Source organism: Paenibacillus gallinarum (assembly GCF_014836635.1).
GTDB lineage: Bacteria > Bacillota > Bacilli > Paenibacillales > Paenibacillaceae > Paenibacillus > Paenibacillus gallinarum.
Genome location: NZ_JACSQL010000001.1, coordinates 187262 through 200011, shown reverse-complemented (window position 1 = coordinate 200011; position 12750 = coordinate 187262). Strand labels below are relative to the sequence as shown.

Here is a 12750-nt window from a genome sequence, read left to right as displayed (position 1 = left end):
AAAAAGATGGAGGATCCTCTATATGATGATACATCCTAATCCATACTTCTACGCACCCACACATTGCTATCGTGCAGGTCTTCAGCCCTGCAGTCAGACCGTATTTGCTCCGTATGCCACCTATACTTACGTTCTTCAAAACTATCGTAACGAACGTGCTCCATTTGAGCATGAATCTCCGATCGTTACAGGTGACTTTACCGGAGATGGCACTGTTGATACTGCAAGACTTGCCTGGAATAAAAGCGCACCTGACAGCGAATATGTAACGGATATTACTCTCCTTATTCGTAGTGGCAGTACGGGAGCAGAAGCCTCTTTTCCTCTCCCAGAAAAGTCCGGTTACAGCCCTACACTCTTTGCCGGAGATTTTACAGGGGATGGCATACCGGATCTATTTATCTCCATTCAATCCGGAGGTTCGGGGGCAATGACATATAACTTCCTCTATACTTATAAAGAGGCGGTGCTCCGTACTCTTTTTGATACCAATCAATATAACGAAAAACAGAAGTACACCGTAGAATATCTTGATTATTACCGGGTGCGCGTAACGAGCTTAAATAACCGGCAATCGTATCTTATTGATATCTCCTCCCGCGGAAGTGACTACTTATCGGATATTTATAACGAGAATGGCAAGCTGAAGCAACCACTGCAAGGCGACGTCTTGCCCGTAAGCGGGGTATTCCCTGTGGATTTTGATCAGAATGGAGTTTATGAACTTCTTATCTTCCAAGGAATTATGGGGCAGTATAATGCAGATCGGTTCGGATATGTTCAAAATGTCCTTACTTACAAAGATGGCGGGTGGAATTTTATGAATCAGTGGGTGGCTGTATATGGCACAGATCTCGTGGTACCCAAGCTATAAAAATCTATTCTCAATATAATGAAGAGGACTCTCGTCCGATGTGCTCGGATAAGAGTCCTCTTTTTATCATGTGTATCTTCTGTATTAGCCTTTAACAAGCTCTTTTTGTTGTAAAGAAATAGGACCATCTGCAACAGGTGTACCAAAATTAGGCGTACCATCTTCGTTCCAGGTGATAATTTGTGCTCTTGCATGACGGTTTCCATCATACAGCGGGTCACCAATCGTCTCTTTGTAAGTTCTTGAATGGTAGATCACAATATCCGTCTCTCCATCTGGAGAGGTAGTGAAGCTATTGTGGCCTGGGCCATATTGTCCATTTGCCTCACTCGTTTCAAATACAGGTTCCTTGTTCTTGATCCAGGAAGCTGGATCGAGTAGGTCTGCATCTTCAGAAGCAGTGAGAAGACCCATCTTGTAGTTATGATCTGTAGCGCTGGCTGAATAGCTGATAAATATTTTACCATTCTTCTTCAGTACAGCTGCTCCCTCATTCACTAGAAACCCAATGACTTCCCAGTCGTATTCCGGTGTAGTAATCATTGCTTGCTTGCCTTTAAGCGTCCATGGATTTTCCATTTCGGATATGTAGAGATTAGAATTCCCTTTAATATTAGGATCTTGTTGTGCCCATACGTAGTATAGTTTACCTCGATGCTCAAAAGTCGTAGCATCCAGTGCGAAGCTATCCCACTCGGTCATCACCTGCCCCTTCTCTACCCATGTTCCTTCGAGTGGATTTGGAGATTCGTTCTCAAGAACGTACATACGGTGACGGAAAGAGTGATCCACTTCTCCTTCTCTCGCTTGACCTGCTGCAAAATAGATATACCATTTTCCATCAATATAATGGATTTCCGGTGCCCAAATATTTTTGCTCATCGGTCCTGCTTCATATTTTCTCCATGCTACAACGGGTTCTGCTCCTGCTAGCTCAGCTAGCGTTCTTGCACGTCGCACTTCAATTCGGTCATAGGAAGGAACTGAACCTGTAAAATAGTAATAACCGTCCTCATGCAAGTATACCCAAGGATCTGCACGCTGGGCCACGACTGGATTATTCCACTGCAAAGGATTCTGTTGTAAACTCATAGTTTATATCTCTCCTCGTAAATATTGTGTATACCATCTTATAAGGTTATTTCTTGAGATATAAGGAAGCGGACACAAATCATAGAGTACTCTTCCCCATATCTTAAAAAAGCCTTCTCCCTAAACTACTGTAAACGTATACATTGGTCTCGTGGAGAAGGCATCTTACAAGCTTTCAATAGGCCTAGAACTTCTAGATCCTATAAAATATAACAATGTGTAATTCACTTTGTTTGTTTTTATAATGTAACAAATATTAGAAGACTGTTCAACGTTTTTTTAAATCATTTTACATAAATATAAATATAAAGAGTAAAAACGTTGGATTTTAGTATGTTGGCCATCCATTCGAGTCCCAATTCAGATCACTAATCAACAGTTTAGGATTACCATTATCTTCTGCATCGTAAGCGTGTCTGGCAATGATATTCGTGCCGTAAATGTCTTGTCCGCCTGGGCCTTTCCATTTATTATTTCCAGAATCAAGTATCGTTCCCCCGCCATTCAGCATATCTACCCCATTCTTATCTACAAATGGACCGGTAATATTTTTGGAACGTCCGTAGACCATTTTGTAAGTACTATTCACACCCTGGCAACAACTGTCGATGGAAGCAAAAAGATAATAATATCCATTTCGGTATACCATACTTGGTCCCTCAATCGCTCCGGAGTTCGAAGGTCTTGCTGCAATGGATGTGATGCTGCCTGTTGGCTTCATCGTATTCTTGTCAATCTTCGTCAGCTTAATTCCACTCCAGTAAGAACCGAACACCAGCCAAGGGTCACCAGCAGCATCGATAACCAAGTTCGGATCAATTGCGTTATAATTGTTAGATGTTGTTGTTCTAAGTACAAGTCCGTCATCTCTCCACTGCCCTGCACCTATGCTTGATGCAGAAGCTAGTCCGATTGCTGACTGATTAGAACCAAAGGAAGAAATGGAGTAATAGAGCCATACTCTGCCGTTGTACTCCTGAATATCTGGAGCCCATACGTCATTCGTAGTCTGGTTCGGTACATAGGTCTTCCACCACGAAGGCGGAGTTAGGAAAATTTGCGGAACCCGGTACCACTGAGTGCCATTATCGGATTTTAATACCTGAATTCCTTGGCCTGTAGAAAAAGTATACCAACTGTTTCCTTCCTTGATGATACTAGGATCATGAACACCCGTATCTCCTGTTACATTCCAGAATGCAGCAAAACTCGGTGAGCTTAGACCCAATAGCGAACCTGCGAGTAGACCTGCAACTAACCATTTCTTGCCTTTTTTCATAATTACACCACCTTCATATGATTGGACTAACCTATTTTACTTTCCATTTATATAAAATAGTTTAGGCTTCCCAGATTATAAAAGCGTTTTCATTTTTTGACAAGGGCATTTTTTCCTTTTATTTTATTTTCAAATAATGGTTGTTCCTAGCTTTTTCATCGATTAGAATATGATGAAGTAAGCAGCTTTGTAACGATCTATCCCTTGTGGAATAACGTTCTTCCGTTATTTCTTTTATGTAGCGATCTGTTGTATGATTACTACTATATTGCTTGTCATTTCTTTAAAGTTATTTCAACTAAACTCGTAATGAGATATGAGACCGCAGATGCAGTCTTTTTCATTGCTGGGAAAGGATTTTATCATGATCTATATAAAAGATTTAATGTCTGGGGTCCCCATCTTCAAAGCGCTTAGTTCGGAAGTTCGAATTCAAATTATAGAAATGTTGTCTCATCATCAAAGCCTTAACCTTAACGATATCGCGAATCGGCTTCAGCTTACAAACGGAGCAGTGACGATGCATATCAAAAAGTTGGAGGAGAGCGGCCTTATTAATATCAACACGGCCGTAGGTAAACACGGTATTCAAAAGATCTGTTATTTGAATGAAGATAAGCTGATGGTGGATCTTCGAAGTCAAGAAGTCCATAACCGCTATGAGGTAGAGGTTAAAGTTGGACATTTCAGCAACTACTATGCTGTTCCTACCTGCGGCCTAGCTACAAAAGACAGCATTGTTGGTGATTTTGATGAACCTCGTTATTTCGCAGATCCGATGCGAATAGATGCTGAACTCATCTGGCTGTCAGAAGGATTTCTGGAATACCGGATTCCAAACTACTTGAAATCAAATGAAACCTTCAGCGAAATTCAATTCTCCATGGAGCTGAGCTCCGAGGCACCAGGCTTTAATAATAACTACCCTTCTGATATTTATTTCTATGTGAATGGTATTGAGATCGGCTGCTGGACAAGTCCTGGCGATTTTGGTGATACAAAAGGTACATTTAATCCAGATTGGTGGCCGCCACATTTGAACCAATATGGTATGCTGAAGCTGATTCGAATTAATGAAGAAGGAAGTTTTATCGATGGTTGCCGCATATCTGATGTTACACTCAGCCATATTGGTCTTCATTACAAGAGCGACATTCTTCTTCGGATTGCCGTAACAGAAGGAAACACGAACAAACGAGGACTCACTCTCTATGGTAAAAATTTCGGGAACTATAGTCAGGATATTCTCGCTCGTGTACTGTATAATATTGATCATTCATAACTCGTAAATTATTGATCATTTATCATTCGTAAATTCCATGAATTGCACGTATGTAACGCCTGCTTTCTTCACGATACCCGCCTATCGGTATTGCAAAGAACACAGGCGTTTTGGCAGTTTTCGGTTTCTTATGGAAAATGAAAAAACTATGATACAATGTGTAATCAAAACCTACATAAAGAAAGTGAGAGAACGATTTTGGACAAACTGGAACCATCGATAACGACAGACATGAACGACATAACGACTAAAATTATCGAGGTGTGTTTGCTTTCCGGAAAAATCATGCTTCAAAGTGGGGCTGAAACCTACCGAGTTGAGGATACGATGATGCGAATTGCTTCCGCGTACGGAATGCCAAATTCCAATAGTTATGTAACTCCGACAGGAATTCTTTTCTCTACCGATTCACTCAGTCCTGCCAAAATTATTCGAATCTCAGAACGCACAACCGATCTTCACAAGGTGTCAGCTGTCAACAACGTTTCCAGAATGATTGGAAATCAAGAGCTGAATCCTTCCGAAGCTTACCATAAATTAAAAGATATCGAATGTTCTTCCGTTCAATTTAGTGTCCCAATGCGAACGGCTGCTGCTGCACTAGCAAGTGGCTGCTTCACGATTATGTTTCAAGGACAATGGGTTGATTTTTTACCTGCCATTCTTTGCGGAGGAGCAGGATATGCTGCCGTAAGTTTATTTCAGCGACTTGTACAAGTTCGCTTTTTTTCAGAGTTCATTGCCTCCTTTATCATTGGAATGTTATCCCTGTTTCTCGTCTATATCGGAGCAGGTAAAGAGCTCGACAAGATCATTATCGGCTCTGTCATGCCTCTTGTTCCGGGTCTTGCCATTACCAATGCAATTCGGGACCTGATGGCAGGCCATCTCGTATCGGGATTGTCCAAAGGGGCGGATGCCTTTTTAACAGCCTTCGCTATTGGGGCAGGGGTTGCTGTGGTATTTACCTTAATGTAAACCAAGCCGTGATAATTTGTATTATTTTATAAATATGTGATGAAAAGAAAGATGAGGTTTTCAGGTGTTATGCTTATTCCGATCATCGAACAGGGACTTACCAGTTTTATTGCCTCTCTCCTATTCGGCCTGATTTTTAACGCGCCCAAAAATATGTTAATCCCGTGCGGAACGGTCGGCATGCTGAGTTGGCTTATTTATTTTGTAATCGAGCCTGGATATCAAGCTGTTTCCGCTACTCTTGCCGCAACGGTGGTCATTGGCGTTATGAGCCAGTTTTTTGCTCGAAAATACAAACAACCTGTTATTATCTTTAGCGTGGCCGGCATTATTCCTCTCGTACCCGGCGGCCTTTCATATAATGCCATGCGGTATTTTGTACAGAATGATTATTCAACAGCAGTAGAACACGCAGCAAAAGCTCTGATTCTTGCAGGAACCATTGCTGTTGGACTAGTTCTGTCCGAAGTGCTTAACCAAGCCTTCCGTAGAAAAGTAAAGTCATAACAAAAAAACTCGCCTTTCTCCATAGAAAGAGCGAGTTTTCTTATTTAAGCATCCAGTTTCTTGCCAAGGATGGCAAGATCGCGTTTTTTTCCATCAAGTACAGCGACTTCAGGATAGTATCCCCACTGTTCAAACCCGAACTTTTGCAATAACCGCAGGCTAGGCTTATTATGTCCAAATACAAATCCGAGCAAGGTCGTCACCTGAAGACGTGAACAATCTTGAATGATTTTTTCCATGAGTCTGCTTCCTGCACCGGTTCCCCGGTAAGCTTCATCAACATAAACACTTACTTCCGCTGTACCATCATAGGCTGGTCTCCCATAGAAGGAACTCAGACTTACCCAACCTGCAATCTGTCCGTCCACTCTCATGACCCACAGGGGACGCTTATCTGGCGTATGTTCTTCAAACCATGGAATGCGGCTCTCTACCGTAACCGGTTGCAAATCTGCTGTCACCATACGCCCTGCAATCGTAGAATTATAAATAGCAACAATATCAGGTAAATCATCCCGCTGTGCATAACTAAATTCAATCGTTGGTTCCTTCAATTGCAGTCTCCCCCACGTCCAGTATCTTACATTCATCCAGCAATCTCATATTCTAAATATAATCCCTAGATTATCAGAATCACCTGTGAATGATCAATACGAAAATCGGCTTGATTCCTTTAGGAACCATTCCTAGTTAATCGCTTCACTCTATCTCAATAGGCAGTCCCGTCTGCTGTGCACTCCAGTTCCATAAAAAAGTAGCTGTTTCCTTATCCAATGCGTTAGGCTTAAGTTCCTGAATTTCTTGCTCGTAAAAATATTCTCCTGTGATCCCTTTTACTTCAGGATGAACGGCTAGATAAATCGCTGTTCTAGCCCCTTCCTCTGGAGTAAGGAATGAAGGGATTTTTCGCACCATCGCCATAATGGCTGTTCCAAATCCAGTTGTACGATTAATTCCGATATTCGTTCCAACCGCTCCTGGATGCAGTGCATTTACGGTTATATTCGTCCCTTGAAGGCGTTCAGCAAGCTCTCTCGTAAACAATATGTTTGCGAGCTTCGATTGCGAATAACTTTTAATCACATGATAACGTTTCTTTAAATTGGGGTCTTCCCGGTGAATCTTCCCTACCTTATAAGCGCCTGAAGAAACGTTAATGACTCGGGCTTCGGCCGCTGCCTTAAGGGAAGGAATCAGCAATCGTGTTAATAAATAATGTCCCAGATGATTCACACCGAGTGTCATTTCAAACCCATCTGAAGTCTCTTCTCTTCTTAAACAGACAACACCTGCATTATTAATAAGAACGTCAAGTTTAGGATGGTTGGCTGTAAACTCAGAGACAAAACTCCTTATACTATGTAAAGATCCTAGATCCAGCTTCATTAATTCAATCTGTTTTGATCCCGTGGCCGTGATCGCTTCTTTCAGAGCTATACGTCCTCTTTCCTCATTTCTGCAGGCCATCACAACATGGTATCCCTGTAGCGCGAGTTCCATTGAAGTGGCTAGTCCCATTCCTGAATTGGCACCGGTAACAATTGCTATTTTTGTATTCATTCCATTCATCCTTTCGGGTGGAAACAGACATGCCTTACTATTATCATACAAGAAACGAATCACAAAAGAAAACAAGTGATCAAGCAGATCAAAGCCATCTAACAAGAGGACTATGATAGAATTACAAGGAATCGATCTATTTATTTTTTTCTCTTTTGGGATTTTTGTGGAGAAGCTTTATAATAGATATTGATACTGAAAGAAAAGGCGGTAACGAATAATGACAAAACAACCTATCTCATTACTGAATCAAGCGATAACCACTCATGCACTAGACGGCGTTCTCATTACCGATCCAAAACATGTATACTATCTGACGGGATTTGCAAGCGACCCTCATGAACGTTTCCTTGGTCTTGTTCTGGTACAAGGGGAAGAACCCACTTTGATTGTACCGAGCCTTGATGAAGAAGCAGCTTCAGCAGCTTCGACTGTAAAAAATATCGTCACTCATCAAGATACAGATAACCCTTATCATATTTTGAAAAAATACCTTCCACGTACGATGAACAGTTTCGGAATTGAGAAAGATCATCTATCTTTGTCCAGATATGAAGAACTTGTTCAATATGCGGAAGCCAAAAAATTTGTGGATATCGGTCCTCTTCTACGTGAACTGCGCGTTCGTAAAGCACCTCATGAAGTAGAACGAATGAAAGTTGCCGCTAATATGATTGAAGAAGTGCTTCGCAGAGGACTCACTCACGTAAAAGAAGGCGTGACCGAGGTTGAACTTGTTGCTGAAATGGAATACCAAATGAAAAAACTCGGCGCTTCCGGTCCTTCTTTTGATACGATGGTCCTTAGTGGACCAAACACTGCACTCCCTCATGGTGTGCCTGGCACTCGTAAACTTGCTTACGGTGACCTGCTGATGTTTGATATGGGCGTATATGTCAATGGATATGCTTCTGATATCACTCGTACCTTTGCTTTTGGAGAACTGTCTCCTGAACAGACAAAGGTGTATAATACCGTGCTGGAGGCCAATCTAAAAGGAATTGAAAGTGTGAAACCAGGTGTAACTTTAGCTTCCGTTGATTTGGCTGCTAGACAAGTAACGATCGATGCTGGCTATGGTGATCGCTTCCTCCATCGTCTTGGACATGGCCTTGGTATTGATGTACATGAATATCCTTCTGTTCATGGTGCGAATCAGGAATTGTTGACCGAAGGAATGGCCTTTACGATCGAACCAGGTATTTATATCCCAGGTCTCGGCGGTGTCCGGATTGAAGATGAAGTTATTGTGACTGCGGACGGTGTTGAGTTGTTAACTAGCTTCCCGAAAGAACTTCAGATTCTAGGCTAATCTGCAAGTATAACTCAGCTGTTATATATGAAAATGAAAAAGGTGCCCCTTCTTACGAGTATCATGCTCATAAAAAGAGGCACCTTTTCAGGTTTATTTTACTAGAACTAATTTATCCTTCGTGTGCTGAATCCAAATCAAAGTTTGCTTTGTCGAAAATTTCTTGATCGTTTTCTTTCAGCATCTTACTGGATACGAGACCTGCTGTCATCGAACCGTTGACATTAAGTGCAGTACGTCCCATATCAATCAGTGGCTCTACCGAAATCAACAGGCCGGCAAGACCGACAGGAAGATTCATCGTAGAAAGAACAATGAGAGAAGCAAAGGTAGCTCCTCCGCCGACACCGGCAACACCGAAGGAACTAATCATAACAACGAGTACCAATGTTACGTAGAACTGCCAATCCATCGTTACTCCAACCGTAGGAGCAATCATTACAGCCAGCATGGCGGGATAAATCCCTGCGCATCCGTTCTGACCAATGGTTGCACCAAACGAAGCTGACAAGTTCGCAATCCCTTGGGATACACCGAGTTTCTTCGTTTGTGTTTCAATATTCAGCGGAATCGATGCCGCACTCGAACGAGAAGTAAAGGCGAAAACCAAAGTCGAAATGACTTTTTTCGTATAAGCAATTGGATTAAATCCAAATACAGTAACAAGAATCAAATGAACGATAAACATCAGAATCAGTGCTACATACGATGCGATTACGAATTCCCCGAGCTTTAGAATCTCCTGGGCATCGGTTGTTGCCGTGACCTTGGTAATTAGTGCCAAGATCCCGTATGGTGTCAGTCTTAATACTAACGTAACAATTCGCATAACAACTGCGTATAACGAATTGACAAGTTTACGGAATGTATCTGCTTGTTCTGGTTTCTTACGATCCAGTCCAAGAACTGCTGCACCTACAAAAGCGGAGAAAATAACAACCGCAATGGTTGACGTACGGCGTTCACCCGTCATATCAGCAAAAGGGTTGGTCGGAATAAATTCCAGTACCTGCTGAGGAATGGACAAATCCTGAACATCGCCAAGCTGCTGTTCCAGACGGTCTGCTCTCGCTTGTTCCGCTTCACCACTTTCGATATTAATAGCCTCAAGACCAAACATTTGAGTAACTCCAATACCAATGGTTGCTGCGATCGCAGTTGTGATCAGGAGTGTTCCGATGATAGAACCACTCATTTTTCCAATATTCTGATTGCCCTTCAGATTCATGATCGCTGAAATAATAGATACCATAATCAGCGGAGTAACAATCATCTGCAAGAGCCCTACATATCCAGACCCAATAATATTAAACCAGTCAACACTGGTTTTCACTATACCTGTTGTAGCTCCATATATAACTTGAAGAAGAATTCCGAATACCAGTCCTAGACCAAGGCCGGTGAATACTCGCTTCGTAAAAGAAATATGTTTCTTTTGCATGCGATACAGGATGCCGACAAGAACCAACATCACTGCCACGTTGATAATAACCTGCAACGTTTCCATGATAACTATTTCCCTCCACATCATCTAATGAACTCTAACGTTCAGACTCGGTTATTGCTTCTGTCATGTATCACCTATATATACCCCATTAATCCAATAGGGAAAACAAATAAAAGAATGGCATCTGCATAATCTAGGTCTTTGCGTCTAGGTTAATTTTTAATAATAATCCATACTATATCATAAAACCAATTAAACAGGTAGACTTTTATTAAAATAGAATACAAACAGCCTAACAACAGCATATTTCCACATTTTTTTCTCGCACAGCCCTCTCAACATCAGGTTAGTCAGATAAAATAATATACATTTTTTTCCTTATCCCTAAATTTCAAATCAGTTCATTTCTTGCATTGTATGATTCGACAGGCTGACATTTTGTATAGGATGGATCATTACATCATGGGTTATACGAAAGATCACAGTACCTATCATAAATTTAGTAATCATAGCAACTCCATAGCACGAGGAAATTTAGCAGCCGTTCAGTGTTTACTTTATTCATCTCTACCTTACCCTATCTAAAAAAAGAGCCACGTTTACCAGAGACAAACTTCTGGATCATCGCGACTCTTTTTCATCGTTTCTTTCCAAACTTTAAACTTCGCTTCAGAAACTATCTATGTCATCTGTTTTTACGTAATCCTGCTATTTCATATATTCGATCTAGATCAAGATGGTTACGGACAATCTCAGCTACGCGATCAAACTCCTGTGTCTTGTAGACAGCCGCTTGAAAAGTTTCACCAATCGGTGGAAGTCCTTTCTGTAAGCGAAGTCCATCAAGCCATGTACGCCTGAATTCATCATTATCAAAGAGACCATGCAGATAGGTTCCCCATACTTTTCCATCTGCCGATCCACATCCTTCCAAGTGTACACTCTCTATTCCTTCTGCAGAAGAATCTGCCTCTACTTCTTTTGTTTCTGTATTCAGAATAAATAGCGGTCTGTAGTCTTCACTTCGTAATCGAGCTGTTCGAGCTGACTCATCACTTTCTGTGATTCCCATATGAATCTCATATGCTTCTACCGTAGGGCGTGTTTCCTTATTCTCATCCACTCGGAGTGGACACTCTTTCGCAACTATACCTTTCACTCGAACCGTTCTTTTCTCCTTAGAGAAGGTAGTGACAAGCGGCAGTAGTCCCAGTCCTTCCGCTTGCTTTGTTTCACTCTCAACAGCATAAGGATCAAACAATCTTTCCCCTAGCATCTGGTATCCGCCGCAAATCCCGACAAGCTGGACCTCACGTTCGCGCCACCCCTCGGTAATCGCACGGTCTAGTCCTCTTTCTCTAAGAAAGGCCAGATCGCTGATCGTATCCTTCGTACCGGGCAGTATAATAACATCCGGCTCGCCAAGGTCATCCGCATTACTGACATAGCGTACAACCACATCAGGCTCCCAGCCCAGTGCATCAAAGTCAGTGAAATTAGAAATTCGGGGATACCGAATGACGACGATATCAAGTTCTTTCTCTTTTTGTCTGCGATATTGCAGTTCATCAAGCACAACCGAATCCTCAGCTTCAATACGTAGTTCTGGAATATATGGCAGCACTCCAAGTACTGGAATTCCCGTACGTTCCGTAAGCCAATCAAGCCCTGGCTGCAACAGAGCGAGATCTCCGCGAAACTTGTTAATAATAAAGCCTTTTACCCTTGCCCGCTCGTGCGGTTCAAGCAGTTCAAGTGTCCCTACTAGCGAAGCAAATACACCGCCGCGGTCAATATCCGATATCAGCAGGACAGGTGCATCTGCCCAGCCCGCCAAATTCATGTTTACAATATCTCTGTCTTTCAGATTTATCTCCGCAGGGCTTCCTGCCCCCTCCATCAGCACAATATCATATTGTTCCCGCAGACGATCCAGGGCATCAAGAACAATAGTTTTCGCTTGCGGTAAAAAGTGATTCCTATAGTCCATCGCGCTCATCTGCATCTTCGGTACCCCATGGACAACAATCTGAGAATGCATATCTTTGATTGGCTTAATCAAGATGGGATTCATATCGGTTGTCGCTGGCAAACCGCAAGCCTCTGCTTGTACTCCCTGCGCTCTTCCAATTTCTTTCCCATCCAGGGTGACATAAGAATTAAGCGCCATATTTTGCGATTTATATGGAGCTGGCTGATATCCATCCTGTAAAAAAAGGCGGCACAGCGCCGTTGTAACAATGCTCTTTCCGACATCCGATGCGGTTCCTTGAAGCATAAGAACAGCGGCTCGATCCTGTGTTTTCTTTTTATACTGTTCCTTATTTATGTTCCCGGGATATGTATTTTTATTTTCCATGAGCGAGTCCCCTTTCTCTTATCACCATTCACCAACAACATGACTTAGGGCGCAGTTTCT

At 42.2% G+C, this 12750-nt stretch carries 11 protein-coding genes; 5 read left to right on the top strand and 6 right to left on the bottom strand.

From position 1 onward, the window contains the following. The first annotated feature begins 22 nt into the window (after positions 1–22). Entirely contained in the window at positions 23–874 is an 852-nt protein-coding gene (locus H9647_RS00940; protein WP_191797324.1) for an FG-GAP repeat domain-containing protein, read from the top strand. Between the two features lie 84 nt (positions 875–958). Here H9647_RS00940 and H9647_RS00935 read toward each other — a convergent pair whose 3' ends face one another. Continuing rightward, positions 959–1966 carry a glycoside hydrolase family 43 protein gene (locus tag H9647_RS00935; protein WP_191797322.1) on the bottom strand — a complete coding sequence of 336 codons (1008 nt, stop codon included), beginning with the start codon at positions 1964–1966 and terminating at the stop codon, positions 959–961. Positions 1967–2294: 328 nt separating this feature from the next. Further along, complete coding sequence (locus H9647_RS00930; RefSeq protein WP_191797320.1) at positions 2295–3245, bottom strand: glycoside hydrolase family 43 protein; 951 nt, start codon at positions 3243–3245, stop codon at positions 2295–2297. A 364-nt stretch (positions 3246–3609) separates the two neighbouring features. Here H9647_RS00930 and H9647_RS00925 point away from each other — a divergent pair, with 364 nt between their 5' ends. The 3 genes from H9647_RS00925 (at position 3610) to H9647_RS00915 (ending at position 6012) form a co-directional block, all read left to right on the top strand. Beyond that, positions 3610–4527, top strand: coding sequence for an ArsR/SmtB family transcription factor (locus H9647_RS00925; RefSeq protein ID WP_191797318.1), 918 nt, complete (start codon positions 3610–3612; stop codon positions 4525–4527). A 231-nt stretch (positions 4528–4758) separates the two neighbouring features. Further along, positions 4759–5505, top strand: a complete 747-nt coding sequence (locus tag H9647_RS00920) for a threonine/serine exporter family protein (protein ID WP_160032494.1) — start codon at positions 4759–4761, stop codon at positions 5503–5505. 69 nt (positions 5506–5574) lie between these two features. Continuing rightward, positions 5575–6012: a threonine/serine exporter family protein gene (locus H9647_RS00915; protein ID WP_191797316.1), complete on the top strand. Its 438-nt coding sequence runs from the start codon at positions 5575–5577 to the stop codon at positions 6010–6012. 44 nt (positions 6013–6056) lie between these two features. Here the strand turns inward: H9647_RS00915 and H9647_RS00910 are convergent, their stop codons facing one another. After that, entirely contained in the window at positions 6057–6602 is a 546-nt protein-coding gene (locus H9647_RS00910) for a GNAT family N-acetyltransferase (RefSeq protein ID WP_191797314.1), read from the bottom strand. A gap of 109 nt (positions 6603–6711) precedes the next feature. After that, positions 6712–7572 carry an SDR family oxidoreductase gene (locus H9647_RS00905; RefSeq protein ID WP_191797312.1) on the bottom strand — a complete coding sequence of 287 codons (861 nt, stop codon included), beginning with the start codon at positions 7570–7572 and terminating at the stop codon, positions 6712–6714. A 220-nt stretch (positions 7573–7792) separates the two neighbouring features. Here H9647_RS00905 and H9647_RS00900 point away from each other — a divergent pair, with 220 nt between their 5' ends. Further along, positions 7793–8884, top strand: coding sequence for a M24 family metallopeptidase (locus H9647_RS00900; RefSeq protein ID WP_191797310.1), 1092 nt, complete (start codon positions 7793–7795; stop codon positions 8882–8884). A 112-nt stretch (positions 8885–8996) separates the two neighbouring features. On the opposite strand, the gene H9647_RS00895 is transcribed toward H9647_RS00900, so the two are convergent. Both H9647_RS00895 and H9647_RS00890 read right to left on the bottom strand, forming a co-directional pair. Next, positions 8997–10391, bottom strand: coding sequence for an L-cystine transporter (locus tag H9647_RS00895; RefSeq protein ID WP_191797308.1), 1395 nt, complete (start codon positions 10389–10391; stop codon positions 8997–8999). A gap of 625 nt (positions 10392–11016) precedes the next feature. After that, complete coding sequence (locus tag H9647_RS00890) at positions 11017–12609, bottom strand: cobyric acid synthase (protein ID WP_191798598.1); 1593 nt, start codon at positions 12607–12609, stop codon at positions 11017–11019. Positions 12610–12750 lie beyond the last annotated feature (141 nt).

Coding starts and splice junctions, on each gene's coding strand:
- H9647_RS00890 (WP_191798598.1), bottom strand. CDS start 12,609: ATGCTTCAAGGAACCGCATCGGATGTCGGAAAGAGCATTGTTACAACG.
- H9647_RS00935 (WP_191797322.1), bottom strand. CDS start 1,966: ATGAGTTTACAACAGAATCCTTTGCAGTGGAATAATCCAGTCGTGGCC.
- H9647_RS00925 (WP_191797318.1), top strand. CDS start 3,610: ATGATCTATATAAAAGATTTAATGTCTGGGGTCCCCATCTTCAAAGCG.
- H9647_RS00915 (WP_191797316.1), top strand. CDS start 5,575: ATGCTTATTCCGATCATCGAACAGGGACTTACCAGTTTTATTGCCTCT.
- H9647_RS00905 (WP_191797312.1), bottom strand. CDS start 7,572: ATGAATACAAAAATAGCAATTGTTACCGGTGCCAATTCAGGAATGGGA.
- H9647_RS00910 (WP_191797314.1), bottom strand. CDS start 6,602: ATGAATGTAAGATACTGGACGTGGGGGAGACTGCAATTGAAGGAACCA.
- H9647_RS00930 (WP_191797320.1), bottom strand. CDS start 3,245: ATGAAAAAAGGCAAGAAATGGTTAGTTGCAGGTCTACTCGCAGGTTCG.
- H9647_RS00940 (WP_191797324.1), top strand. CDS start 23: ATGATGATACATCCTAATCCATACTTCTACGCACCCACACATTGCTAT.
- H9647_RS00895 (WP_191797308.1), bottom strand. CDS start 10,391: ATGGAAACGTTGCAGGTTATTATCAACGTGGCAGTGATGTTGGTTCTT.
- H9647_RS00920 (WP_160032494.1), top strand. CDS start 4,759: ATGAACGACATAACGACTAAAATTATCGAGGTGTGTTTGCTTTCCGGA.
- H9647_RS00900 (WP_191797310.1), top strand. CDS start 7,793: ATGACAAAACAACCTATCTCATTACTGAATCAAGCGATAACCACTCAT.